The sequence below is a fragment of the Bacteroides sp. AM07-18 genome (assembly GCF_003602695.1).
Taxonomy (GTDB): domain Bacteria; phylum Bacteroidota; class Bacteroidia; order Bacteroidales; family Bacteroidaceae; genus Bacteroides; species Bacteroides uniformis.
This window is the reverse complement of the sequence record NZ_QTLM01000005.1, coordinates 21,207-47,149: the sequence shown is the minus strand read 5'-3', so window position 1 is coordinate 47,149 and position 25,943 is coordinate 21,207. Positions and strand designations below refer to the sequence as shown.

20 protein-coding genes are annotated in these 25,943 nt (G+C 48.4%); 14 read left to right on the top strand and 6 right to left on the bottom strand.

What is annotated here, in order from left to right; all coding sequences use genetic code 11:
- Nucleotides 1-250 precede the first annotated feature (250 nt).
- The 6 genes from DW096_RS08925 to DW096_RS08900 form a co-directional block, all read right to left on the bottom strand.
- A complete protein-coding gene (locus DW096_RS08925) occupies nucleotides 251-3,682 on the bottom strand; it encodes a DEAD/DEAH box helicase (RefSeq protein WP_165859493.1) in 3,432 nt (1,143 codons plus the stop codon).
- Nucleotides 3,682-4,503 carry a twin-arginine translocase subunit TatC gene (tatC, locus tag DW096_RS08920; protein WP_005835227.1) on the bottom strand — a complete coding sequence of 274 codons (822 nt, stop codon included), beginning with the start codon at nucleotides 4,501-4,503 and terminating at the stop codon, nucleotides 3,682-3,684. The genes DW096_RS08925 and tatC overlap by 1 nt, the downstream gene beginning before the upstream one ends.
- Before the next feature lie 186 nt (nucleotides 4,504-4,689).
- Nucleotides 4,690-4,905 (bottom strand): twin-arginine translocase TatA/TatE family subunit, encoded by a 216-nt coding sequence (locus tag DW096_RS08915; protein ID WP_005823939.1) that lies wholly within the window; start codon nucleotides 4,903-4,905, stop codon nucleotides 4,690-4,692.
- A gap of 111 nt (nucleotides 4,906-5,016) precedes the next feature.
- Nucleotides 5,017-7,533 (bottom strand): bifunctional UDP-N-acetylmuramoyl-tripeptide:D-alanyl-D-alanine ligase/alanine racemase, encoded by a 2,517-nt coding sequence (locus DW096_RS08910; protein ID WP_005835226.1) that lies wholly within the window; start codon nucleotides 7,531-7,533, stop codon nucleotides 5,017-5,019.
- On the bottom strand, nucleotides 7,509-8,498 hold the full coding sequence (locus DW096_RS08905; protein ID WP_035450165.1) for a GSCFA domain-containing protein: 990 nt from the start codon (nucleotides 8,496-8,498) through the stop codon (nucleotides 7,509-7,511). Before DW096_RS08905 ends, DW096_RS08910 begins: the two co-directional genes overlap by 25 nt.
- Nucleotides 8,499-8,668: 170 nt before the next feature.
- Nucleotides 8,669-9,766: a hypothetical protein gene (locus DW096_RS08900; RefSeq protein WP_117713637.1), complete on the bottom strand. Its 1,098-nt coding sequence runs from the start codon at nucleotides 9,764-9,766 to the stop codon at nucleotides 8,669-8,671.
- 571 nt (nucleotides 9,767-10,337) lie between these two features.
- Here DW096_RS08900 and dxs point away from each other — a divergent pair.
- The 14 genes from dxs (at nucleotide 10,338) to DW096_RS08825 (ending at nucleotide 25,940) form a co-directional block, all read left to right on the top strand.
- Nucleotides 10,338-12,242, top strand: a complete 1,905-nt coding sequence (gene dxs, locus DW096_RS08890) for a 1-deoxy-D-xylulose-5-phosphate synthase (RefSeq protein WP_117877857.1) — start codon at nucleotides 10,338-10,340, stop codon at nucleotides 12,240-12,242.
- A 66-nt stretch (nucleotides 12,243-12,308) separates the two neighbouring features.
- The gene (trkA, locus tag DW096_RS08885; RefSeq protein ID WP_005835221.1) at nucleotides 12,309-13,649 is read left to right on the top strand and encodes a Trk system potassium transporter TrkA; all 1,341 of its coding nucleotides are present in this window, start codon (nucleotides 12,309-12,311) and stop codon (nucleotides 13,647-13,649) included.
- 21 nt (nucleotides 13,650-13,670) lie between these two features.
- Nucleotides 13,671-15,122, top strand: coding sequence for a TrkH family potassium uptake protein (locus tag DW096_RS08880; RefSeq protein WP_005835219.1), 1,452 nt, complete (start codon nucleotides 13,671-13,673; stop codon nucleotides 15,120-15,122).
- 103 nt (nucleotides 15,123-15,225) lie between these two features.
- A complete protein-coding gene (locus DW096_RS08875) occupies nucleotides 15,226-15,597 on the top strand; it encodes a hypothetical protein (protein WP_005823953.1) in 372 nt (123 codons plus the stop codon).
- Between the two features lie 111 nt (nucleotides 15,598-15,708).
- The gene (locus tag DW096_RS08870) at nucleotides 15,709-16,059 is read left to right on the top strand and encodes an NADH-quinone oxidoreductase subunit A (RefSeq protein ID WP_117963614.1); all 351 of its coding nucleotides are present in this window, start codon (nucleotides 15,709-15,711) and stop codon (nucleotides 16,057-16,059) included.
- Nucleotides 16,050-16,631, top strand: coding sequence for an NADH-quinone oxidoreductase subunit B (locus DW096_RS08865; RefSeq protein ID WP_005823959.1), 582 nt, complete (start codon nucleotides 16,050-16,052; stop codon nucleotides 16,629-16,631). The genes DW096_RS08870 and DW096_RS08865 overlap by 10 nt, the downstream gene beginning before the upstream one ends.
- A 15-nt stretch (nucleotides 16,632-16,646) precedes the next feature.
- Nucleotides 16,647-18,236 carry an NADH-quinone oxidoreductase subunit D gene (locus DW096_RS08860; RefSeq protein ID WP_008665629.1) on the top strand — a complete coding sequence of 530 codons (1,590 nt, stop codon included), beginning with the start codon at nucleotides 16,647-16,649 and terminating at the stop codon, nucleotides 18,234-18,236.
- Nucleotides 18,237-18,376: 140 nt separating this feature from the next.
- On the top strand, nucleotides 18,377-19,453 hold the full coding sequence (gene nuoH, locus DW096_RS08855) for an NADH-quinone oxidoreductase subunit NuoH (RefSeq protein ID WP_009037156.1): 1,077 nt from the start codon (nucleotides 18,377-18,379) through the stop codon (nucleotides 19,451-19,453).
- 57 nt (nucleotides 19,454-19,510) lie between these two features.
- Nucleotides 19,511-20,014 carry a 4Fe-4S binding protein gene (locus DW096_RS08850; RefSeq protein WP_118931105.1) on the top strand — a complete coding sequence of 168 codons (504 nt, stop codon included), beginning with the start codon at nucleotides 19,511-19,513 and terminating at the stop codon, nucleotides 20,012-20,014.
- Between the two features lie 30 nt (nucleotides 20,015-20,044).
- Nucleotides 20,045-20,557: an NADH-quinone oxidoreductase subunit J gene (locus DW096_RS08845; RefSeq protein ID WP_005823970.1), complete on the top strand. Its 513-nt coding sequence runs from the start codon at nucleotides 20,045-20,047 to the stop codon at nucleotides 20,555-20,557.
- 5 nt (nucleotides 20,558-20,562) lie between these two features.
- Nucleotides 20,563-20,871, top strand: a complete 309-nt coding sequence (nuoK, locus tag DW096_RS08840) for an NADH-quinone oxidoreductase subunit NuoK (protein ID WP_005823972.1) — start codon at nucleotides 20,563-20,565, stop codon at nucleotides 20,869-20,871.
- Between the two features lie 58 nt (nucleotides 20,872-20,929).
- Nucleotides 20,930-22,843: an NADH-quinone oxidoreductase subunit L gene (nuoL, locus tag DW096_RS08835; protein WP_117963615.1), complete on the top strand. Its 1,914-nt coding sequence runs from the start codon at nucleotides 20,930-20,932 to the stop codon at nucleotides 22,841-22,843.
- A 51-nt stretch (nucleotides 22,844-22,894) separates the two neighbouring features.
- Nucleotides 22,895-24,379 (top strand): NuoM family protein, encoded by a 1,485-nt coding sequence (locus DW096_RS08830; protein WP_005823976.1) that lies wholly within the window; start codon nucleotides 22,895-22,897, stop codon nucleotides 24,377-24,379.
- Nucleotides 24,380-24,500: 121 nt separating this feature from the next.
- The gene (locus tag DW096_RS08825) at nucleotides 24,501-25,940 is read left to right on the top strand and encodes an NADH-quinone oxidoreductase subunit N (RefSeq protein WP_005823978.1); all 1,440 of its coding nucleotides are present in this window, start codon (nucleotides 24,501-24,503) and stop codon (nucleotides 25,938-25,940) included.
- Nucleotides 25,941-25,943 lie beyond the last annotated feature (3 nt).

Below are 25,943 nucleotides of genomic sequence, written 5' to 3'. Positions count from 1 at the left end.
GCACAAAAAAAGCCTTTTCTCACGAAATGGCTTTTCTTCGTTCAATTACAGTCAAAAACAAAAAACTGTAAATGGAACACAATTTAAGATGAAAAAAAGGGAAGTCTCACGACTTCCACAATTCTTCTAACCTTAAATCTAAATCTCTATGAAAAAAACGTGATGCAAAGATAATGGTTTATCTCACACAGCGTTATTAATAAACTCTATAAAGAAGCAGAAAATATTTAAGATTTACTAAATAAGACGGTTACGAATGGCAAACTACAGACAAGAGCTCGGCATAAATAGGATTAAGTTTCAATAGTTGCGGCACTCCTGTCATAAACATCTGCTTGCGGGCACGAGTAAGGGCTACATTCAATTTCCGGTCAATCCGAGTACCGTTTTCCTCCGTCATATTTGCCAGAAACTTCAACTGATAAGCCCGGTTCACACAGAAAGAGTAGATAATGACATCCCGTTCGCTACCTTGGAAGCGTTCCACGGTGTCTACCAATATATCCTCCAAAGGAGCAATACCCAAAGCGGCAATCTCTTTCTTAATCAAGGCTATCTGACTGCGATAAGGAGTGATGACACCTAAAGTGACAGCCGGGTTGAAACCGGAAACAGCTGCATATTGCCGATAGATAGCCGCTGCCAACCGTGCCACAATCCGCGCCTCCGAATGGTTCATCTTGGCCGACTGTGCCGGCGGTTCGACTGCGGCAGGCAGAAAAGCGACACGACGAGTCAGCAAGCCGGCAAACTCACAATCACACAGCTCAGGAGCAAGAGTCAGCTCTCCCTGCTGGTGCGGCAGACCAACCGGTTCCAACAGACCACCGTAAAAAGCCCGGTTAGGAAACAAAGCTACCTCGATATTCATACGACCCTGACGGCAGAGCATGTCGTAGGAGGGATGAGGGATAAAAGATGAAGAATGAGAGGTTGATGCCTGGCGATTGGCACTTTCCTTGGAGAGATTCCTATAAAGGCGTTCGAAAAGGGAATCTTTCAAATTATACAATCCGATAGCCTGCAAAGCTTCGTCACACACTTCCGACTGCTCGGACGACTGCAAGACCACTGCGGGTAGCTGCTTATGGTCACCTATCAAAATAAATTTGCCGATGGCATCCGCGCCTGCGGGATTGCGGGTACAGAGTAACCCCAGCAGTTGTGGTTCCAAAATTTGGGTAGCCTCATCCACAATCGCTACATCAAAAGTCTTCAACCGGAAAAGTTCGGTCTTGGAAGAAAGCGTGGCAACCGTACCGACAAAAACACGGCAACGGGCAATGCGCTCCTGCACCTGCCGCCGAGTGGCACAAGGTTCCAACACATTCTCAATCAGATACGGGCGGAATGAGTCATCGCAAGACAACTCACTGCCTAAACGGATAAAGTCTATTTCAGGCTCAATGGAAGCCAGCGCCTTACTGATTTCATCTACAGCACGATTGGTATACGAAAGCAGTAGAATCTGTTTCCCCTCCCGGTAAAAGGCTTCTACCATGCCCCGCAGCGCGCGAGAGGTCTTGCCAGTACCCGGCGGACCGATTAAAAGGAAATAGTCGCGAGCAGCCTGCGCTTTCAGAATAATCCGCGAAAAATCATCCGGAGCGGTCGCAATACCAGTATCCAAAGAAGCATCGAACTCGGGAGGGCGCTGCCCCAACAACAAATCACGCCGTCTTTGAGTGGCAGAAAGGAAAGCGGAAAGTCCCAGATACATGCTACGAAAGGAGGTGTCCATATAGTCGTGCTCTATGGCATAAAGGCTAGCAGCAGGCAATACACCCGCATTCTGCTGGGTGGCACGAAGACGGATACAGACCTCGTTATCGGATATGCGCTCTATATTACCTTTAAACACCATCTTGTTGGTAACGTTGTCGGTATCCGTATTCCGTTCGTAAAGAACCACCGCATCACCCTGACGGAAATTGGGCAGAACCCGCTCCTGCCGGGAAGCAACCATTTGCTTCGTTCTGAGTGACAAATACGGTTTATGCGCATCTGCCGCATGATTCTCGCAAATAGCCAAATCGTACAGAATTTCACCTGCCTCACATTTCTCAGCCAGTGTGGAAAGCCAGAGGGCGGCAGCACCGGTACGTCCTTCATAATCCACATCTCCAGATTTGGAGGTATAGAGTTCCTTGGTTATAAAGTTATAGAGCGTATAAAAATAGCTTTGTTCCAACGACGAAAGCGAACGGATGCGTTGCGCTACGGCATCGATGGAGGGGCAAAGGAAGCGTTTCCACAAGGTATTGTCCAAACCGCGCTCATTCAAGGTATCCGGATGGATGTCTTTCAGGCGCTCTGCCGTATACTGTGGGCTATTCCGTAACTGGATGCCATATTCATTGGCTACAATCCGGTTACGCACATCCATCACACGGCGCACCATTGCCCACGAAGGACGCGCCGGATAAAGCAACGGATAACGGGTATAGAGCAGATAAGCCTTTACACGTCGATGGTCCATTCCCATAGAATACTCCAACACAGCCTGATAGAGCAACATCTGCACCTTATTGTTTTCTTTAGGCTCCACCTTACCACGGATGGAATACTCGTCCGCCTTACCGGACTTCATTTCAATGAACGAGGTCATATCCCGCTGCATGTAGTCCAGACGCCCTTGCAAACCCAATGCTTCACAGATGTAAGAGGGTTCCAGCACGGCATCAGTCCTATCGAGTTCATAGCCGGATGCACGGAATGTTTCTGTCACCGTCCGGTGGATATTGTCGAAATGGCGCTTGCAATCGGAAAAGAATTCGGCTTCCTTCTCCCGGTCGCGCAGGTCGGCACATGCTGCCAGCTCGATGGGATAAGAACGGAAGGCCTTCTTCATGCATGCCAAATAATCGGGTGCCTCCTTGGCATGAATCCATTCGTCCAGAAAGAGGTTAGCAATATTACCCAACAGTAACGGACGGGTATTGTCTGGCGACTGGAGCCGTGCCAGGATATAATTGGCAGGATGATGCCCGTAATCCTTGAAGCATTCGGCAAGCGAACTGATGTCTATCAAGTAATCGGGCTCAAGTATAATAAAGGAAGGGGTGAGTATGCCGACTTCGTCCACCGTAACATCCAGCAGATTGACCTGGGCATGCCGCCACAGAATCCGGCAGGTTTCTGCAAACTCTTCATTAATCTGAGGTACATTATAACGGACACGCAACGGCTCATCGGCTACAGTGTCTACGGGCAGTACATATAAATAAGTATCATCGGCATACTGAAAACAGACGCGCATGCGCTTTATCCGTTCTTTGGCGGGCGGTGCCACTATATAGGTGGCATCCGCACGAGGTAGCAGGCGATAAAGTTCGGCAGGTATCTCCTCCCCCGTCAAGCGCTTGACAAAGAATGCCAGTGTCTTGGCATCACGCAACAACTGTTCACGTTGCGGTTCCGCCTGGCGGTTCAGAATAGCATTGGAGGTCAGCCGGAAGGTATGCAGACGGTTCTGTTCCACGGTGGAAAGTCCGGCCTTCGAAGCCACGAAACTGATACGTGCAGAAAGGTCCGTCATCTGCAAGCTGCCGTCGGGCATCTGTGTACGGCACAAACGCTCCAGCAACTCGCGCAATTGCCGATAGGCCACGTCCAAGGAGATTTCCTCAACGTGGCAGGCTTCCAGCAATATACTAAAATATTCCTTTACTTCACAATCCATCATTCCTCTGTCTCCACTTCTTCCGCTTCATCATCAGTCTTTTTATCCTTTATCATCAGGATACTCAACTCATAGAGCAGATAAAGCGGCACCGCCACTACTGTCAAGGTAAACGGGTCACCGGTCGGAGTAATGATGGCCGAGGCAATAACAATGATGACAACAGCATGACGGCGGTATTTCCGCAAAAAGGTCTTGTGCACCAGTCCCAGCAGGGAAAGCAGCCATGTCACCAGCGGCAGTTCGAATGCCAGTCCCATGCAAAGCACCAGCATCATGAAATTGTCGATGTACGAGTTCAGGGAAATTTGATTCTCGATGGCTGCGCTCAATTGATAAGTGGAAAGGAAACGCAATGTCAGCGGATAGACCATAAAATACCCCAGCAACACACCGATGAAAAACATCACCGTACCTATACCCAGCGCTTTCCTCACCCCTTTACGCTCGTTTGGATAGAGTGCAGGGCTTACAAAGCGCCAGATTTCATAGAAAATATAAGGAGCAGCCGTTACCACCGACATCCAGAAAGCGGTAGACATGTGGACAAAGAACGGTGCAGCAAGATTGATATTGACGAGCTTCACATGAAACTCCTGGGTAAAGAATTCATCCTGCAAGTCCAGTCTCTGCCCTATCCAGCGCAGCAAGTCATAGAAAATGAAGTCGTTATGGCAAGGAGCCAATATCACATTGTCAAACAGATAAGGCATGGCAATAAAATAACCGATAGCCAATACAAACCACACACCGAGTACACGAAACAACACTCGGCGCAACTCGTCCAAGTGGTCCCAAAAGGTTAGTTCTTTTTCTGACATAAAGGGATTTACTATTTGACAATTTACTATTTGGGCTGCGCTGTGGGGATTTACTATTTGACAATTTACTATTTACTATTTGGGCTGCGCTGTGGAAAAGGCAACAAGCCTACCCATACTCCTGAACTTCTCAGAGTATCAAATAGTAAATAGTAAATCGTCAAATAGTAAATACCCTTGTTCCTTTTATTTCTTTTCAGCCGGTTTATCCAAATCTTCCTGAGCCTTGTTTATCTCTTCTTTGGCTTCATTCACACCATCCTTGAAGCTCTTCACCCCTTTGCCCAAACCACGCATCAGTTCGGGAATTTTCTTACCACCAAACAACAGTAAGATGACCAATGCAATAATTATCCATTCGGAACCGCTGGGCAGAAAGCCTAATAAAAGTAAGTTTGTCATAGTTATATCTGATTAATTATAGTGCAAAGATAGGAAAATTAAGGATTAGGGATTAAGGATTAAGGATTAATTTTATCGCAATCCCTAATCCCTAATCCCTGCCCCCTATCTTCAGTCTTGATAATAAATACGTTTTACCCGCGTAGAAACGCTTGTCAACACCTCATAAGGAATAGTTTCGAGTACATCGGAAAGAACGGTTATAGGCAGATGGTCACCAAAAATTTCCACACTGTCACCCTCCTTGCAATCAATGTCCGTCACGTCAATCATACAGACATCCATGCAGATATTCCCTACATAGGCTGCCCGTTGGCCGTTTACAAGACAATAAGCATGTCCATTTCCAAGATGGCGGTTCAGGCCGTCGGCGTAACCGATGGGAAGAGCCGCTATACGCGACGGACGGGTGAGATGCCCTTTCCGGCTATACCCCACCGTATCCTCTTCGGGAACATCACGTATCTGGAGGATGGTAGTCTTCAACGTGCTCACATTATTCATAATGGAATTGTCTATGGGATTGACACCATAGAGGCCGATACCCAGGCGCACCATATCGAATTGCGCCCCGGGGAAACGCTCGATACCTGCGGAATTGCAGATATGGCGAAGTATCTTATGCGGAAAAGCCTCCTGCAATTCCATGGACGCTTTCTCGAACATTTCTATCTGCCGGCGTGTAAAACTGTCGAATTGTTGCGAATCGCTCCCTACCAAATGCGAGAAGACGGAACGGGCAATCACGGCATTCTGTCCCTTCAGCCGCTCTATCAGCCGGGGCATGTCCTCCGGAGCAAACCCCAGGCGGTGCATACCGGTATCCAGCTTTATGTGGATGGGGAAGTTTGTGATACCTTCCTTTTCCGCTTCTTTAATCAAAGCGTCCAGCAGATGGAAGCTATATACTTCGGGTTCCAGCTTGTAATCGAACATGGTCTTGAAAGCAGTCATCTCAGGATTCATGATAATGATGTTCGCAGTGATGCCCGCTTTACGGAGTTCGGAGCCTTCGTCGGCAACCGCCACGGCAAGATAATCGACATGATGTTCCTGCAAGGTCTTGGCTATCTCGTAAGAACCTGCACCGTAAGCGGAGGCTTTCACCATGCAGACCATCTTTGTTTCCGGCTTCAGCTTGCCACGATAATAGTTCAGATTGGCAATCATCGCTCCAAGATTAACCTCCAGAATGGTTTCGTGCACCTTCTTCTCCAATACTTCCGTCAAGGAGTCAAAACCGAACTTACGTGCACCCTTAATCAGAATTATTTCGTTTTCAAGGCGAAGTTCCCCACGCTGAATGGCACGTATCAAGGCCGCTGTATCCGGATAAAAGGTCTTCTCTATATTAAAGCGTGCAGCGCAGGAAGATATTTCATTTCCTACACCTATGATGCGTTCAATGCCACGGCTGTTTACCAGCTGTGCCACTTGTCGGTAAAGTGTCGGCGTGTTCTGACCGGTCTCCAATATATCCGAAAGAACCAAAGTCCGCCTCAATCCCTTACTTTGCGAACGGCGGTAAAGAAAATCGAGTGCAATATCCAATGAGCCAAGGTCAGAATTATAACTGTCGTTAATCAACAGACAGTTGTTTTTTCCCTCCTTGACTTCCAGCCGCATGGCGATGGGTTCTAGCCTTGCCATACGTTCTGTAATCTGTTCGGCAGGAAGCATCAGATAGAGGCATGCGGCCAGGCAGTTCAGCGAATTCTCGATGGAAGCATCATCTATGAACGGTAGAGTAAACGTATTATCCATATCCAGATAGCGATAGGAAATGACAGTACAGTCATCCCGTTTCTCCACCTTACTTATATATAGAGGACGTTCCATATCTTTCCGGCTCCACGCAATCTCACGTGCAGACAGCATGGACTTCGCCACACAGTTGCTGACGAACTCATCGTCACCATTATAAATCACTACATCACAATTCTTGAAAAGCGTCAGCTTCTCCATGCATTTCTCCTGCAACGAGAAGAAATTTTCCTGGTGAGCCCCTCCTATATTGGTCAGAATACCTATGGTAGGCTTGATAATGTTCTGCAAAGCACGCATTTCCCCCGGCTCGGAAATACCGGCTTCAAAAATAGCAAGTTCGGACTGTTCGTTCATCTGCCACACAGACAAAGGCACTCCAATCTGGGAGTTATAACTGCGGGGAGAACGGATAATGGCACGTTCCGGACTGAGCAACTGGTGCAGCCATTCCTTCACAACAGTCTTACCGTTGCTTCCCGTAATACCGATGACCGGTATCTGGAACCGGTTCCGATGCTGTTCCGCCAGTTTTTGCAAGGCTTTCAGCGGGTTGGGAACAATGAGATAATTGACAATTGACTGCGCATCATCACGCTGCATAGCATTGTCAATTGTCAATTGTCCATTGTCCATTAATCTAAAGCTTTCTTCGCTAAGCACAAAATTACGTACTCCACGGGCATATAAATCTGCAATATAGCGCGCACCGTCATTCCTCTTGGTGGTCAAGGCAAAGAATAATGTTTCCTCAGGAAAATTCAGGGAACGGCTGTCAGTGAGCAGCCAGTCTATGGTAGCCGGCGCGTTTCCCATACGCCGTGCGCCAATACTTTCGGTTATGCTTTCAATCGAATACGACATATTTCTCTCTCTTTTTGGAAATCTAAGTACGGGTATTTTCCGTTAAGTTGGTCTATTTTTAACACAATTTGTCCTAAAAAACGCTTATACTCTTCTGAAGCGGGATAAAATGGCTTATGTGACAACATCTTACGGATATTTTCACTTTCTTCCATAATCCGTAACGCATCGGCAGAGATGCACGACCGGGTAAACCGTTCCCAGACATAGCGAATGGCTGTTTCGGAAGGATGCACCATGTCTTCTGCATAGAAGCGATAGTCACGAAGCTCGTCGAGCAGCAGCTCATAAGCCGGAAAATAGAAAACATGTTCCGGGAAAGTGGCTTGCAACTGGTTCACGGCAAGTAGCAGGGTAGCTTTACTGAGCTGGTTGGCATGCATTCCGTCACGCACGTGGCGGATGGGGCTGACGGTGAACAATACTTTCAGCCGGGGAATCCGCGCCAGCAAGCCAGAAAGCAAAGAGGTGTAGTCAGATACTATTTCACAGACAGAAAGCATACGGCGGGTAAAGCAGGACTCAGGTTGCTTATGACAGTTGGCAACTACAGTTCCCGTCTTTTTATTTTCATAAACCCAGGCAGAGCCGAAAGTCAGCAGCAGACAATCCAACCGGTCCAGCCTTTCATGGGCGCTTTTCAAACGCCCGTTAATGCCTGCCAATGTTTCCTCTGCAGAGACTGAGGAAAAACTACCATGATGCATGGCACTATGCCAAAGTTCATGAAAGAGGAAAATATCGTTTTCATTGTAGCATCTGCCCGCAATGATTTCACGCAATGCCGCAGAAATGGAAAACGGATTATAAAGTACACCATAAGGATTGACGTCACAACGGAACTTGGCATCCACCAGCCTTTGCCCCATCTCGGACGCAAAACAAGAACCCATCAGCAACAGATTATTCTCTTGCGAAAGAAGGGGCATACTGGAAACTACTTCTACAGGTGTATAAAGATTCATAAGCTCGGAATAAATAAACCATTCACTTTCTCGAAAAAAAATGATGTACCAACTGCTTGCTACGCCACAAAGATAGTAAATTTCAATATATAACGGTCGAAACATAAAAAGGCAGGTGATATAACCTTTCATTATATCATCTGCCTTAAATAAAAATACTATATATTCTATTAATACCAATTAGCCGTAGGATCAGCCACCCAATCTGCAAAACCTGGATATTTATCATTAATATCCTGACGTTCAGCAGTCCATTCATATCTTGTCTCTACACGTATCTTCTGCGGAGCTTTGCCTATCTCCGCTTTCAGTGTATATACTTCAGCATTTTGGCCTTCCACTTTGATATTTACGGCACCGGTACCGTTAACTCTGTACATCACCGGAGCCTTAGTTGCCCCAGCATCCGTATTTACCATTGTAGTATTAGAAACACCAAAGAGTTCATGAACTTCACGGCTATCACCGCCTACCTCAATATACAAAGGCAAAGTACCACCCGCAGCCTGCAGGGTAATGATAGTTGCTCCCCCATTGGTCGCTACATCAAACACGACATCGTTGAAGTCAAAATCATCACTGTCTCCAAGGTCTTCTGCTATGATTCTGTACGCATTCGTATATACGGCCGGAGAGATTTTCACAATCCAATCACTATAATACCCATCTGCAGCCACTTGTTGATTTGGGTTCTGTCCGGTAGCTTCAAAGTCAAATCCCACATAATAAGCACCCCCAATATATTGTATAGTATAATTATAGTGCATTTTACCATCCAAAGAAACCCTATAGCCAAAAGAAGACGTTCCACTATTCTGCATTAGCATTATAGCCCCCTCAGTAGCATTAAAATTATTGATATGCTCATCTGATGCTGCAACCAAAAAATCCATATTAGAGTGTGAGCCACTTACATGTTGAACAAAAAAGTCGGTCCAATCCACACCAATGGATTGTGGATTCTGATGTGTTTTAAACCATTCCGTAACCACTTCTTTTTCTGTAGCCGTAATACCCTCGGGTACTTCCGTAAAATCTTTCCATTGATTGCTATTAGTGTTAGCAACACGCGTTGTCGGTGTTGCCCCAAATCCCCAATCCTGATCAACTGCAATTTCTCCATACTTCTGCACGAAAGCCGATGCATACTGTGCCTCTTTCTTAGCCGCCGCCTTTTCCGGGTCGAACAAATCGCTATCAGAACCGCAAGCGGAAAATACCACTACGCCCACAATAGCCAAAATTCCAAAGTTGAGCTTTTTCTTCATATCATTCATTGTTTATTCATTTAACAATTCGTGATTACACCCCATTCCGACACATATTACAACCAAGAATATCATTATATACAACTCAAAATTGTATAACATATTGATAAATAGGACATATTCTACTTCGCAAATATACATAATACTATATTAAATAACAACCAAAACCTCAAAAAGTTGCAATAAATAATTTATTAAGTTGTATTTTTCAATAAACATTAAATTTAAAGCATCTCTTATCATAGATGCACACATACGAGAGTACAAGTCAATTTTTGAAAGGACTAATATCTTTGCCTACCAAAATTAAATTATTCCTATATGGAGAAAAAATCGTTCCACCATGGTGGAACGATTTTTCCCCCAGGATGGAACAATATTTTCTCCATGGAGGAACGATTTACTATCAGGCATCTTTTCCCTTAACCATAGGCAGGCTGAACGAGAAATATGGCGTATGCAAAGAGAAAGTAAAAACAGAAGTGAACAAAAGAGGCTTTTTTTCCTTCTAAAACTTCCCGCCATCCGTTTTCTTTTGCTATTTTTGCATTTTGTAATCTTCAGATTAGAAATGAGAACAGAACCAACAACATATAACTTGCTTAACACCATTACATTTCCCGAGGATTTACGCCAACTCAGCGTAGAAGAGCTTCCTGAAGTCTGTAAAGAATTGAGGCAAGACATTATAAAGGAGGTTTCGTGTAACCCCGGACATTTCGCTGCCAGCCTGGGCACGGTAGAGCTGACCGTTGCCTTGCACTACGTATTCAATACTCCGTACGACCGCATAGTCTGGGATGTAGGCCATCAGGCGTACGGGCACAAGATACTGACCGGACGCCGTGAAGCATTCTCCACCAACCGTAAATTCAAGGGAGTTCGTCCTTTTCCCTCACCAGAGGAAAGCGATTATGACACATTCACCTGCGGACATGCGTCAAATTCAATCTCCGCCGCTCTTGGCATGGCTGTTGCCGCTGCCGAAAAAGGCGAGAAAGACCGCCATGTGGTCGCCGTCATCGGTGATGGAAGCATGAGCGGCGGCCTGGCTTTCGAAGGACTGAACAACGCTTCGTCTACCCCTAACAACCTTCTTATCATTCTCAACGACAATGATATGTCGATAGACAGAAGTGTAGGCGGCATGAAGCAGTACCTTTTCAACTTGACTACCAGCAACCGCTATAACCAGCTGCGCTTCAAGACATCCAGACTGCTGTTCAAAATGGGACTTTTGAACGAGGACCGCCGCAAAGCGCTGATTCGCTTCGCCAACAGCCTGAAATCAATGGCCGCCCAGCAGCAGAATATCTTTGAAGGGATGAACATCCGCTACTTCGGCCCTATCAATGGACACGATGTGAAAAACATAGCCCGTGTCCTGCGGGACATCAAAGATATGCAGGGACCGAAAATACTGCATCTGCACACTGTGAAAGGAAAAGGATTCGAACCTGCCGAGAAGAATCCCGATATCTGGCATGCACCGGGCAAGTTCGATCCGGAAACCGGAGAACGCCTCAAGGCGGATACCAGCAATTTGCCTCCGCTTTTCCAGGACGTGTTTGGGGAAACGCTGGTAGAACTGGCAAAGGAAAATCCGAAAATCGTCGGAGTAACCCCCGCCATGCCCACCGGCTGCTCTATGAACAAGCTGATGGACACCATGCCCGACCGTGCCTTCGATGTGGGTATTGCCGAAGGGCATGCAGCCACTTTCTCGGGCGGTATGGCTAAAGAAGGAATGCAGCCTTTCTGCAACATCTACTCCTCCTTCATGCAGCGGGCATACGATAATGTCATCCATGACATCGCCCTGCTCCGCCTCCCCGTCGTACTTTGCCTGGACCGCGCCGGACTGGTAGGAGAAGACGGACCGACACACCACGGAGTTTTCGACCTGGCCTATTTCCGTCCGATTCCCAACCTGACCATATCTTCACCGATGGACGAACATGAATTGCGCCGCCTGATGTACACGGCACAGTTGCCGGACCAAGGTCCGTTCGTCATCCGCTATCCCCGCGGACGCGGCGTATTGCTGGATTGGAAATGTCCGCTGGAAGAAATCCCCGTAGGCAAAGGGCGCAGACTGAAAGAAGGCAAAGACCTGGCAGTCATCACCCTCGGTCCCATAGGCAACGTGGCCGCACGTGCCATAGAGCGTGCGGAGAAGGACAAAGGAATCTCCATAGCCCACTACGACCTGCGTTTTCTCAAGCCGCTCGACGAAGCCCTGCTGCACGAGGTGGGACTCAACTTCCAGCATGTCGTCACCATAGAAGACGGTGTCAAAAAAGGAGGAATGGGCAGTGCCATACTGGAGTTCATGGCGGACAATGACTATATTCCCCATTTCAGACGTATCGGTGTACCCGATGCCTTCATAGAACACGGCACCATACAAGAGTTGCACCATCTTTGCGGAATGGACGAAGAAGGAATCTATAATCAATTGATAATTGATAGTTGAAAATTGACAGTTTGAGCATTTACCCCATAGGTCAACTATTAATTACCAACTATCAGCGAACTAAAAGTGAAAATAATTATTGCAGGTGCCGGCGCAGTAGGCACACACTTGGCCAAGTTGCTGTCCCGCGAGAAGCAGGACATCATTCTGATGGACGACAACGAAGAGAAGTTGAGCACACTGAACTCTAACTTCGACTTGATGACGGCTACAGCCTCCCCTACCTCCATAAAAGGCTTGAAAGAAGTGGGAGTGGGAGAAGCCGACCTGTTCATAGCCGTCACCCCCGATGAAAGCCGGAACATGACCGCATGCATGCTTGCCAACAATCTGGGAGCACAGAAGACCGTAGCCCGTATTGACAACTACGAATACCTGCTGCCCAAAAACAAGGAATTTTTCCAGAAGCTGGGCGTCGATTCACTCATCTACCCGGAAATGCTTGCCGCCAAGGAAATCGTGTCCTCCATCCGCATGAGCTGGGTACGCCAATGGTGGGAGTTCTGCGGAGGAGCCTTGATACTGATAGGCACCAAGATGCGCGAAAAAGCCGAGATACTGAACATCCCCCTCCATGAGTTGGGCGGACCGGAGCTGCCCTATCACGTGGTAGCCATCAAACGGGGAAGCGAAACACTGATTCCCCGTGGTGACGATACCATCAAGCTACATGACATCGTATACTTCACCACCACACGAAAATACGTCCCCTACATCCGCAAGATAGCCGGCAAAGAAGATTATGCCGATGTGCGCAACGTGATGATTATGGGTGGAAGCCGGATTGCCGTACGCACCGCCCAATACGTCCCGGACTACATGCAGGTGAAAATCGTGGACAACGACCTGAACCGCTGCAACCGCCTGACCGAGTTGCTTGACGACCGCACCATGATTATCAATGGCGACGGGCGGGATATGGACTTACTTGTGGAAGAGGGACTGAAGAACACGGAAGCCTTCGTAGCCTTGACCGGCAACTCGGAAACCAATATTCTGGCCTGCCTTGCCGCCAAACGCATGGGAGTCAGCAAAACCGTAGCGGAAGTGGAGAACATCGACTACATAGGCATGGCCGAAAGCCTTGACATCGGCACCGTCATCAACAAAAAGATGATTGCTGCCAGCCACATCTACCAGATGATGCTGGATGCGGACGTCAGCAACGTGAAATGCCTGACCTTTGCCAATGCCGATGTAGCAGAATTTACCGTTAAGGCCGGCTCGAAGATTACCAAACATCCGGTAAAAGACCTCGGCCTCCCGAAAGGAGCCACCATCGGCGGACTTATCCGCCAGGGGGAAGGCGTTGTGGTTATGGGTAACACCCTGATACAGCCGGGTGACCATGTAGTGGTATTCTGCCTGAACATGATGATTAAGAAAATCGAAAAATACTTTAACTAATTGAGAATGAGTAGTTGGTAAATGATTAACTTCAAGACAATCATACGGATTATCGGTATTCTGCTATTGCTGGAAACAGTCATGTTTCTGGTCTGTTCGGGCGTGTCCTTCTACTACAGAGAAAGCGATATGCTCGACTTCTGGAAAGCAGGAGGCATCACAGCAGGGGTAGGCTTATTGCTGGCGGCTCTCGGCAAGGGAGGTGAACGACAACTGACGCGCCGTGACGGATATGTACTGGTCAGCTTTGCCTGGGTGGCATTCTCTCTTTTCGGAATGCTGCCTTTCTATATAGGCGGATACATACCCGACATTGCCAATGCATTCTTCGAAACCATGTCCGGTTTCAGCAGTACGGGTGCCACCATCTTGGACGACATCGAGTCACTTCCTCATGGAATACTGTTCTGGCGCAGTATGACACAGTGGATTGGCGGCTTGGGAATCATCATGTTCACCATTGCAGTGCTTCCCATCTTCGGAGTCAGTGGCCTGCAGGTGTTCGCCGCCGAGGCAAGCGGCCCTACACATGACAAGGTTCATCCCCGTATCGGTATCACCGCCAAATGGATTTGGAGTATCTATGCCGGCATAACCGCTCTGCTTGTCGGTCTGCTGATGCTTGGAGGTATGGACTGGTTCGACAGTATCTGCCATGCATTTGCCACTACCGGTACCGGTGGCTTCTCCACCAAGCAGGCCAGCGTTGCCTACTACAATTCTCCTTATATAGAATATGTCATCTCCATTTTCATGTTTATCTCCGGCATCAACTTCACCTTGCTATTATTGTTCGTCAACCGGAAATTCAAGAAGTTCATCGGCAATGCCGAGCTGAAATTCTATTTCGGTTCAGTTGTGCTCTTCACTGCCGTCATAGCCATCGTGCTTTACTATACCAGTCCCATGGGGATGGAAGAATCCTTCCGCAAATCCTTGTTCCAGGTAATCTCCCTCCAGACCTCCACCGGTTTTGCGACAGATGACTATATGCAATGGACACCCGTCTTGTGGGGGCTGCTTACCATCATCATGCTGATGGGAGCGTGTGCAGGCAGTACCACCGGAGGCTTGAAGTGTATACGTATGGTAATTCTTACCAAAGTCTCACGAAACGAGTTCAAACACATCCTACACCCCAATGCCATACTTCCGGTACGGATAAACAAGCAGGTAATCTCTCCCTCCATTGTCTCCACCGTACTGGCTTTTTGTTTTATTTATATCTCCATTATAGTCATCGGCACACTGCTCATGATGGCTATGGGTGTCGGGGCTGAAGAATCAATGGGCTGCGTCATTTCCAGTATCGGTAATATGGGACCCGGATTGGGTGAAACCGGACCTGCCTATTCGTGGAATGCCCTGCCCGATGCAGCTAAATGGCTGTTATCCTTTTTAATGCTTCTGGGTCGTCTTGAGTTATTTACCGTACTGCTGCTTTTCACACCGGATTTCTGGAAACGGAATTGATTTAGGATAAAAAGTGTAAAAATAATCATTTTTTGTTATGCGGGGATAGCAAATTGAACAATACTTATTATATCTTTGCGTCCTTGAAAGAGAGAATTGTGGTATGAAGCAATGCATTAAATACTGTTTAATCATAATCTTTGCAGCCCTATTGCACGACAGTGCAACCGGAGCTGCAGATATTTTGTGCGTTCCTGCCACCCGACAAGCAGAATGCTGTACGCTGTCACAAGCTCCTACCACCCAACAAGCAGTCCAGAAGTTCTACGACTTGTTTTCACCAAACTCCCTCTGCATAGAACATGTGGACCATACGCAAGTACCAACCAACAAAAGCGTACTCCTGCGCATGTACATCTACAAGATGCAGCAGCATGCCTATGCACCGGAATGCGACCGTTTGTTGAATCTGTCTCCTCATCCCGTACCCGACGCGAATTATTACGTGTTCGGGCTAAGAAAGATTATCATTTAGAAGGCCTGCAAGCGCAGACGCTTGCCCCTGACCTCGCCGGACAACAAATCAGAGGTTTTGTCCTCCGGTGCGATGTATCTATTATTATATATCTAAAATCTTATCAGGTTTATGAACTTTACTTTGTTAGTGGTCGTCTTATTGACGGCAATCGCTTTCGTGGGTATCGTCATCGCGCTCTCCAATGCGATAGCACCCCGTTCGTACAATGCACAGAAGATGGAGCCGTACGAGTGTGGTATCCCTACCCGCGGTAAATCGTGGATGCAATTCCGGGTAGGTTACTATCTGTTTGCCATCTTGTTCCTGATGTTCGAAGTGGAAACGGTATTTCTGTTCCCTTGGACAGTCATCACCCGCGAACTTGGCGTGGCAGGACTTTTCAGTGTTTTATTTTTCCTGATTATATTGATTCTGGGCCTTGCTTATGCCTGGAGGAAAGGAGCTTTGGAATGGAAGTAACAAAGAAACCGAAAATTAAATCTATCCCTTATGAGGAGTTTACAGACAACGAAACGTTGGAGAAACTGGTTCGGGAACTTAATGCCGGAGGCGCCAATGTCGCCCTTGGCGTACTGGACGATTTCGTCAACTGGGGACGCAGCAACTCACTGTGGCCTCTTACGTTTGCAACCAGCTGTTGCGGTATCGAATTCATGGCCCTCGGCGCAGCCCGCTACGATATGGCGCGCTTCGGGTTCGAGGTAGCCCGTGCCAGTCCGCGCCAGGCAGACATGATTATGGTTTGCGGAACAATAACCAACAAGATGGCTCCCGTTCTGAAACGTCTTTACGACCAGATGGCCGATCCGAAATATGTAGTAGCCGTAGGCGGCTGTGCCGTCAGCGGAGGCCCGTTCAAGAAATCCTATCACGTGGTGAACGGTGTGGACAAGATTCTGCCGGTGGATGTCTACATTCCCGGTTGCCCTCCGCGTCCGGAAGCATTCTACTACGGCATGATGCAATTGCAGCGTAAAGTGAAAATAGAGAAATACTTCGGTGGAGTAAACAGAAAAGAAGAGAACCACTAATCAGTACTTAAAAATATGGAAATAAAATACATAGAGCCCTCAGTCCTGCACGACGAAATGCTGCGTCTGCGGAAAGAGAAACAAATGGACTTCCTGGAATGCCTCAGCGGTATGGATTGGGGAATACCCGACGAGAAAGACGCACCGGACACCCCCCGCGGACTCGGTGTAGTCTATCTGTTGGAATCTACTGTTACCGGCGAACGGATAGCGGTACGCACCGCCACTCTAAACCGGGAACATCCCGAACTTCCTTCCGTCAGCGATATCTGGAAAGCTGCGGATTTCAACGAGCGCGAAGTCTACGACTTTTACGGCATCGTTTTCATCGGTCATCCGGATATGCGCCGACTCTATCTGCGCAATGACTGGGTAGGCTATCCCATGCGTAAAGACAATGAGCCGGAAAAAGATAATCCGTTGCGTATGGACAACGAAGAAACGGTGGACACCACCATGGAATTGGAGCTGAATCCCGACGGTAGCATCAAGAATAAGGAGATGCAACTTTTCGGTGATGAGGAATATGTGGTGAACATCGGTCCCCAACATCCGGCCACCCACGGCGTAATGCGCTTCCGTGTATCATTGGAGGGTGAAATCATCGACAAGATTGATGCCAACTGCGGCTACATCCACCGGGGTATCGAGAAGATGTGCGAAAGCCTGACCTATCCGCAGACCTTGGCTCTAACCGACCGTCTGGACTACCTGGGCGCACACCAGAACCGCCATGCCTTGTGCATGTGTATCGAGAAGGCAATGGGCGTGGAAGTAAGCGAACGCGTGCAGTACATACGTACCATCATGGACGAGTTGCAGCGAATAGACTCTCACCTGCTGTTCTATTCTTGTCTTGCTATGGACCTGGGTGCATTAACGGCCTTCTTCTACGGTTTCCGCGACCGCGAAAAGATACTCGACATCTTTGAGGAAACTTGCGGCGGACGCCTCATCATGAACTACAACACCATCGGTGGCGTGCAGGCAGACATTGCTCCCGGCTTCGTAAAGAAAGTGAAGGAGTTTATCCCCTACCTCCGCGGTATCCTACACGAATATCACGACGTATTCACCGGGAACATCATTGCCCAGCAACGTCTGAAAGGTGTGGGTATACTCTCACGGGAAGATGCCATCGCCTTTGGAGCTACCGGAGGCACCGGACGCGCCAGCGGATGGGCCTGCGACGTGCGTAAGCGTATGCCATATGCCGTATATGACAAGGTGGACTTTAAAGAAATCATCCGCACCGAAGGCGATTCATGGGCACGCTACCTTATCCGTATGGATGAAATTCTGGAGAGCCTGAAGATTATCGAGCAACTGATAGACAACATCCCGGAAGGAGCCTACCAGGAAAAGATGAAACCTATTATCCGCGTACCGGAAGGCACTTATTATGCAGCCGTAGAAGGTAGCCGCGGTGAGTTCGGCGTCTTCCTCGAAAGCCATGGCGACAAGATGCCTTACCGCCTGCATTTCCGCAGTACGGGCTTGCCATTGGTATCGACCGTAAATACGATTTGCCGCGGAGCTAAAATCGCCGACCTTATTGCCATTGGCGGAACATTGGATTATGTAGTACCAGATATTGACAGATAAAAGGATTTACGATTTGACAATTTACAATTTACCATGCGGAATTACAGCGCAGCCAAATTGTAAATTGTACATTGTGAATTGTAAATCAAAAAGCGCCTCGTAAATTGTAAATAGTAAATTGTAAATAGTAAATGAACAACGTGTTTGACTTTAGTATAGTAACCAACTGGATACACCAGATGCTGACTTCCCTGATGCCGGAAGGTCTGGCAATATTCCTCGAATGCGTGGTGATTGGCGTATGCATCATCTTGATGTATGCCGTGCTTGCCATCATCCTGATTTACATGGAGCGTAAAATATGCGCCTTCTTCCAATGCCGCCTCGGTCCGATGCGCGTGGGGAAATGGGGATTGCTCCAAGTGCCCTGCGACGTCATCAAGATGTTGACAAAGGAAATCATTGATTTGAAATTCTCTGACCGGTTCCTCTACAATCTGGCACCGTTCATGGTAATCATCGCTTCTTTCCTGACATTTGCCTGCCTGCCCATCAACAAGGGATTGGAGGTATTGGACTTCAATGTAGGAGTGTTCTTCCTGCTGGCTGCATCGAGTATCGGCGTAGTGGGTATCCTGCTGGCAGGCTGGAGTTCCAACAATAAATTCTCGCTGATTGGAGCCATGCGAAGCGGTGCGCAGATTATCAGCTACGAGTTGTCCTGCGGATTGAGCATACTGACAATGGTAGTGTTGATGGGAACCATGCAGTTCTCCGAAATAGTAGAAGGACAAGCTGACGGCTGGTTCATCTTCAAGGGACATATCCCTGCATTGATAGCCTTCATCATCTACCTCATTGCCGGAAATGCGGAAACCAACCGCGGTCCCTTCGACTTGCCCGAAGCCGAAAGCGAGTTGACTGCCGGATACCATACGGAATACAGCGGTATGGGCTTCGGATTCTTCTATCTGGCAGAATATTTGAATCTGTTTATCGTAGCCTCCGTGGCAGCCACCATCTTCCTGGGAGGCTGGATGCCGCTACACATCGTAGGCCTGGACGGCTTCAACGCAGTGATGGATTACATTCCGGGATTTGTATGGTTCTTCGGAAAGGCCTTCTTCGTAGTCTTCCTGCTGATGTGGATAAAGTGGACCTTCCCCCGCCTGCGTATTGACCAGATTCTGAATCTGGAGTGGAAGTACCTGGTACCCATCTCTATGGTGAACTTGATTTTGATGGTATTAATTGTAGTATTTAAATTGCATTTCTAACCGGCGTAGCGCCGGAGCAAGATTTCCTTGCGGATAATTTTAATAAAGGCAAAAGTAATGAAAGAAAAGAACTCTTATATCGGCGGACTCATACACGGCGTCACTTCTCTGCTGACAGGTATGAAGACAACCATGACCGTATTCTGCCGACGAAAGACTACCGAACAATATCCGGAAAACCGCTCGACATTGAAACTCTCCGACCGTTTCCGTGGCACGCTGACCATGCCCCATAATGATAAAAATGAACATCGGTGTGTAGCTTGCGGTTTGTGCCAGATGGCTTGTCCCAACGACACTATCAAGGTGACCGGCGAGATGGTTGAAACGGAAGACGGCAAGAAAAAGAAGATATTGGTTAAGTACGAATACGACCTCGGTTCGTGCATGTTCTGCCAACTCTGTGTGAATGCCTGCCCTCACGATGCCATCACGTTCAACCAGGATTTTGAGCATGCAGTGTTCGACCGCACGAAACTGGTCATGACGCTGAACCGTCCGGGCAGCCATGTAGAAGAAAAAAAGAAACCCGCTGCTCCCAAAGAAGAGACAACAAAGTAATTCGTTAATAGTAACTTGTAATTAAACAACATGGAAATAACTCTTGAAACAGTAGTATTCTACTTCCTTGCGGCCTTTATCACCGTATTTTCCATCTTGACGGTAACGACCCACCGCATGGTGCGCTCGGCCACCTACCTGCTGTTCGTACTTTTCGGTACGGCAGGCATCTACTTTCTGCTGGGTTACACCTTCCTCGGTTCCGTGCAGATTATGGTCTATGCCGGCGGTATCGTAGTGCTCTACGTCTTCTCCATACTGCTTACCAGTGGCGAAGGCGATGTCATCGAGAAGTTAAAGCGTAGCAGGTTCCTTGCCGGACTGGGTGCCACCGTGGGCGGTGCCATCATCGTAGTATTCATCACTTTGAAGCATAAGTTCATTGCCACCACCGACGTGGAACCTTTGGAGGTCAACATCAAGACCATCGGTCACCACATGCTGAGCGGTGACAAGTATGGTTATCTGCTTCCCTTCGAAGCTGTCAGCATCTTGTTATTGGCATGTATCGTAGGTGGATTATTAATAGCACGTAAAAGATAAGAATTATGATACACATGGAATATTATCTGATAGTTTCGGCTATCATGTTTTTCGCAGGCATCTATGGGTTCTTTACCCGCCGCAACACGCTGGCGATACTTATCAGCATCGAGCTGATTCTGAATGCCACGGACATCAACTTTGCGGTGTTCAACCGTTTCCTATTCCCCGGAGGACTGGAAGGATATTTCTTCTCTTTATTCTCCATCGCCATCTCGGCGGCCGAAACGGCTGTAGCCATTGCCATCATGATTAACATCTACCGTAACATCCGCAGCATCCAGGTGAACAAACTGGATGAGATGAAATGGTAAGAGCCAAAATCGCCAAACGATGTTTCTTGAATAGTAATAATTGATAAACATAGTATATATGGAATATACAATATTAATCCTTCTGCTCCCTTTCCTCTCTTTCCTCGCCCTGGGACTTGGAGGTAAATGGATGTCGCACCGCATTGCCGGCCTTATCGGAACTGCAGTACTGGGCCTGGTCGCAGTGCTTTCCTATCTCACCGCAGGAATGTACTTCAGCGCTCCCCGCCTTGCTGACGGTACGTACGAGACGCTGATGCCCTATAACTTCAAATGGCTGCCCTTCACAGAAAGCCTCAGTATCGACATGGGCATTCTGCTTGACCCGATTTCGGTCATGATGCTCGTAGTCATCAGCACCGTTTCGCTGCTAGTACACATATACTCTTTCGGTTACATGAAGGGCGAACGCGGTTTCCAGCGCTACTACGCCTTCTTGTCGCTCTTCACCATGTCCATGCTCGGACTGGTAGTGGCTACGAATATCTTCCAGATGTATCTTTTCTGGGAGTTGGTGGGCGTGTCCTCCTATCTGCTGATTGGTTTCTACTATACGAAACCCGCAGCTATTGCTGCTTCGAAGAAAGCATTTATCGTTACCCGTTTTGCTGACCTAGGTTTCCTTATAGGTATCCTTGTCTATGGATATTATGCCGGCACATACACCTTCAGCCCCAATGAGATGGCGCTGGCAAAGGGCGGTGCGGCCATGATTCCGCTTGCCTTGGGACTGATGTTCATCGGTGGCGCCGGAAAGAGTGCCATGTTCCCGTTGCACATCTGGCTGCCCGATGCCATGGAAGGTCCTACGCCAGTCAGTGCACTGATTCATGCCGCCACGATGGTGGTTGCAGGGGTCTATCTGGTGGCACGCATGTTCCCGTTGTTCATAGAGTATGCTCCCAGCGTGCTGCACATCGTGGCATACGTAGGAGCTTTCACGGCATTCTATGCCGCCAGTGTGGCATGTGTGCAGAGTGATATCAAACGTGTACTGGCATTCTCCACCATCTCCCAAATCGGTTTCATGATGGTGGCGCTGGGTGTATGTACATCAGCCGACCCGCACGAAGGGGGACTGGGCTACATGGCAGGCATGTTCCACTTGTTCACACATGCCATGTTCAAGGCATTGCTGTTCCTCGGAGCGGGTAGCATCATCCATGCCGTACACAGTAACGAGATGTCTGCCATGGGCGGACTGCGGAAGTATATGCCCATTACGCATATCACGTTCCTCATCGCATGTCTCGCCATTGCTGGTATCCCGCCGTTCTCCGGATTCTTCTCCAAAGATGAAATCCTGACGGCATGCTTCCTGTTCAGCCCCACTATGGGATGGATTATGACAGTGATTGCAGGTATGACAGCATTCTATATGTTCCGTCTTTATTATGGTATCTTTTGGGCCGGCTCAGAGCCGGGACAAAAGTCGGCAAGTGATGGGGGCGACAGCCACGTGCCTCACCCCCACGAGAGTCCTCTGGCGATGACCCTGCCCCTGATGCTCCTTGCTGTGGTTACGATAGTTGCCGGTTTCATTCCTTTCGGACACTTCATCAGTTCCAACGGTGAAGCATATAACATCCATCTGGACTGGAGTGTGGCAGGTACAAGTATCGCCGTAGCGGTGGTTTCCATAGCCATTGCCACCTACATCTATGCAGGTAGCCGACAGCCCGTTGCCGATACATTGGCACACCGTTTCAAAGGCTTGTGGACAGCAGCTTACCACCGCTTCTATCTGGACGAGGTCTACCAGTTCATCACCCACCGCATCATCTTCGGCTGCATCTGCCGCCCCATCGCCTGGTGGGACCGCCATGTAGTGGACGGCTTCTTCAACTTCCTTGCCTGGAGTGCCGAGGCTACCAGTGACGAGATACGCGGTCTGCAGAGCGGACGCATCCAGCAATATACATTTGTATTCCTGCTGGGCACGCTGGCACTGATACTGCTACTATTGCTATAACCCGAGATTTTTCAATCGTAAATCGTAAATCGTTAAATCGTAAATATAAAGATGAACTTTTTATCATTATTCGTACTCATCCCCTTGCTGATGTTGCTGGGTCTTTGGCTCAGCCGCAACATCGCACAAATACGCGCGGTGATGGTGACCGGTGCATCGGCTCTGCTGGTTCTTTCTGCAGCATTGACCGTGATGTACCTCAATGCACGCCACGCTGGTGCCACGGATGAAATGCTGTTCCGTGCCGACATGGTCTGGTATCCTGCACTCAACATCCACTATTCGGTAGGAGTAGACGGTATTTCGGTAGCCATGCTGCTGCTTTCGGCCATCATTGTCTTTACCGGAACATTCGCCTCCTGGAGGCTGCAACCGCTGACTAAAGAATATTTCCTTTGGTTCACCTTCCTCTCCATCGGTGTGTTCGGGTTCTTCATCTCGATAGACCTGTTCACCATGTTCATGTTCTACGAAGTTGCCCTCATTCCCATGTACCTGCTTATCGGTGTATGGGGGTCGGGACGCAAGGAGTACTCTGCCATGAAGCTGACACTGATGCTGATGGGCGGCTCCGCCTTCCTGCTTATCGGTATCCTGGGTATCTACTACGGTGCCGGAGCCACCTCTATGAACCTATTGGAAATAGCACAGATGCACAATATTCCCATCGAACAGCAACGTATCTGGTTCCCGCTCACCTTCCTCGGTTTCGGTGTGCTGGGCGCTCTGTTCCCGTTCCACACATGGAGCCCCGACGGTCACGCCTCCGCACCGACTGCCGTATCCATGCTCCATGCCGGTGTATTGATGAAACTGGGAGGTTACGGATGTTTCCGCATAGCCATGTACCTGATGCCCGAAGCTGCACAAGAACTGGGATGGATATTCCTGATTCTTACCGGAATCTCCGTGGTATACGGTGCATTCTCCGCTTGTGTACAAACCGACTTGAAGTATATCAATGCCTACTCTTCCGTCAGCCATTGCGGCCTGGTGTTGTTCGCCATCCTGATGATGAACCAGACAGCTTGCACGGGTGCCGTTCTGCAGATGCTCTCTCACGGACTGATGACAGCCTTGTTCTTCGCCCTTATCGGTATGATATACGGACGTACCCATACGCGTGACGTCCGCGAACTCTCCGGTCTGATGAAGATTATGCCTTTTCTGGCTGTCTGCTATGTAATCGCCGGTCTTGCCAATCTGGGACTGCCCGGACTCAGCGGTTTCATTGCCGAAATGACCATCTTCACCGGTTCGTTCCAGCATCCCGATACGTTCCACCGCGTGTGGACGGTCATTGCATGCAGCTCCATCGTGATTACGGCAGTCTATATCCTGCGACTGGTAGGAAAGATTCTCTATGGCACCTGCACTAACAAGCATCACCTCACCTTGAGCGATGCAACCTGGGACGAACGTACAGCGGTCATCATCCTCATCGCATGCGTTGCCGCCCTCGGTATGGCACCATGGTGGATTAGCGGCATGATTGGAGACAGCGTGCTGCCAATAACTGATTTATTTACGATTTGACGATTTACGATTGATAAATGACTTGTAAATCCCAAGAGTAACCTCAATCGTAAATCGTAAAATCGTAAATCCCAAGAGTAATTTCAATCGTAAATCGTAAATCGTAAAATCGTAAATAGATATGGATTATTCTCAATTCCTCCTGCTCAAAGAAGAGCTTTCGCTGATATTGGTCATCGTCATCCTTTTTGTCGCCGACCTCTTCATGAGTCCGGATGCACACAAGAATGACGGCAAACCGGTGCTGAACACAATGCTGCCCGTTGCTCTGCTGACCATACACACACTTATCACCATCGTTCCCGGTCCTGTGGCAGATGCTTTCGGCGGCATGTATCACAATCAGCCGATACAGAGCATCGTGAAATCCATCCTCAGTATAGGTACACTGATTGTATTCCTGATGGCGCACGAATGGATGCGCCGTCCAGACACTGCCATCAAACAAGGTGAGTTCTACATTCTGACACTTTCCACCCTGCTGGGTATGTACTTCATGATTTCCGCCGGACACTTCCTGATGTTCTTCATCGGACTGGAGACGGCAAGCATCCCGATGGCAGCCCTGGTTGCCTTCGACAAATACCGCCACCACTCTGCCGAGGCAGGTGCCAAATATATTCTCACGGCATTGTTCTCCAGCGGATTGCTGCTATACGGATTATCTTTAATTTACGGTACGGTAGGCACTCTCTACTTTGCCGACATACCGGCACGCCTCACCGGCGACCCGTTGCAGATTATGGCATTCGTATTCTTCTTCTCCGGCATGGGATTCAAAATATCACTGGTGCCTTTCCATCTTTGGACAGCAGACGTTTACGAAGGCGCTCCAAGTACGGTAACCGCTTATTTAAGCGTTATCTCCAAAGGCTCTGCCGCTTTCGTGCTGATGACTATCCTCATCAAGGTATTCGCCCCGATGGTAGCTCAATGGCAAGAAGTGCTCTACTGGATCATCATCGCCTCTATCACGCTTGCCAATCTCTTCGCCTTGCGTCAGCAGAACTTGAAACGATTGATGGCTTTTTCCAGTATCTCGCAGGCAGGTTATATCATGCTGGGTATTATCAGCGGCACTTCACAAGGTATGACTTCATTGGTCTTTTATGTATTGATTTACATGTTTGCCAACCTCAGCGTATTTACAGTCATCACGATTGTAGCCCTGCGTGCCCATAAATTCACGCTCGACGACTACAACGGGCTGTACAATACCAATCCAAAGCTCGCTTTCCTGATGACCTTAGCCTTGTTCTCTCTGGCAGGCATCCCGCCGTTTGCGGGCTTCTTCTCGAAGTTCTTCATCTTTGCGGCAGCTTTCGAAGGCGGCTTCCATCTGCTGGTATTCATTGCCCTTATCAATACAATCATCTCGCTTTATTACTATCTGAAGATTGTAAAGGCAATGTACATCAACAAGAGCGACGAGCCGATTGCAGCATTCCGCAGTGACAACTATACACGTGCCAGCCTGGCCATTTGCACGCTGGGTATTGTGGTACTGAGTATTGCAAGTGTGGTATATCAATCCATCGATAAGTTCTCATTCGGATTATAACCG

Bases quoted from the DNA above. Each gene is read 5' to 3' on its own strand.
- DW096_RS08925 (WP_165859493.1), bottom strand. From the start codon at position 3,682: ATGGATTGTGAAGTAAAGGAATATTTTAGTATATTGCTGGAAGCCTGC.
- tatC (WP_005835227.1), bottom strand. From the start codon at position 4,503: ATGTCAGAAAAAGAACTAACCTTTTGGGACCACTTGGACGAGTTGCGC.
- DW096_RS08915 (WP_005823939.1), bottom strand. From the start codon at position 4,905: ATGACAAACTTACTTTTATTAGGCTTTCTGCCCAGCGGTTCCGAATGG.
- DW096_RS08910 (WP_005835226.1), bottom strand. From the start codon at position 7,533: ATGTCGTATTCGATTGAAAGCATAACCGAAAGTATTGGCGCACGGCGT.
- DW096_RS08905 (WP_035450165.1), bottom strand. From the start codon at position 8,498: ATGAATCTTTATACACCTGTAGAAGTAGTTTCCAGTATGCCCCTTCTT.
- DW096_RS08900 (WP_117713637.1), bottom strand. From the start codon at position 9,766: ATGAAGAAAAAGCTCAACTTTGGAATTTTGGCTATTGTGGGCGTAGTG.
- dxs (WP_117877857.1), top strand. From the start codon at position 10,338: ATGAGAACAGAACCAACAACATATAACTTGCTTAACACCATTACATTT.
- DW096_RS08880 (WP_005835219.1), top strand. From the start codon at position 13,671: ATGATTAACTTCAAGACAATCATACGGATTATCGGTATTCTGCTATTG.
- DW096_RS08875 (WP_005823953.1), top strand. From the start codon at position 15,226: ATGAAGCAATGCATTAAATACTGTTTAATCATAATCTTTGCAGCCCTA.
- DW096_RS08870 (WP_117963614.1), top strand. From the start codon at position 15,709: ATGAACTTTACTTTGTTAGTGGTCGTCTTATTGACGGCAATCGCTTTC.
- DW096_RS08865 (WP_005823959.1), top strand. From the start codon at position 16,050: ATGGAAGTAACAAAGAAACCGAAAATTAAATCTATCCCTTATGAGGAG.
- DW096_RS08860 (WP_008665629.1), top strand. From the start codon at position 16,647: ATGGAAATAAAATACATAGAGCCCTCAGTCCTGCACGACGAAATGCTG.
- DW096_RS08850 (WP_118931105.1), top strand. From the start codon at position 19,511: ATGAAAGAAAAGAACTCTTATATCGGCGGACTCATACACGGCGTCACT.
- DW096_RS08845 (WP_005823970.1), top strand. From the start codon at position 20,045: ATGGAAATAACTCTTGAAACAGTAGTATTCTACTTCCTTGCGGCCTTT.
- nuoK (WP_005823972.1), top strand. From the start codon at position 20,563: ATGATACACATGGAATATTATCTGATAGTTTCGGCTATCATGTTTTTC.
- nuoL (WP_117963615.1), top strand. From the start codon at position 20,930: ATGGAATATACAATATTAATCCTTCTGCTCCCTTTCCTCTCTTTCCTC.
- DW096_RS08830 (WP_005823976.1), top strand. From the start codon at position 22,895: ATGAACTTTTTATCATTATTCGTACTCATCCCCTTGCTGATGTTGCTG.
- DW096_RS08825 (WP_005823978.1), top strand. From the start codon at position 24,501: ATGGATTATTCTCAATTCCTCCTGCTCAAAGAAGAGCTTTCGCTGATA.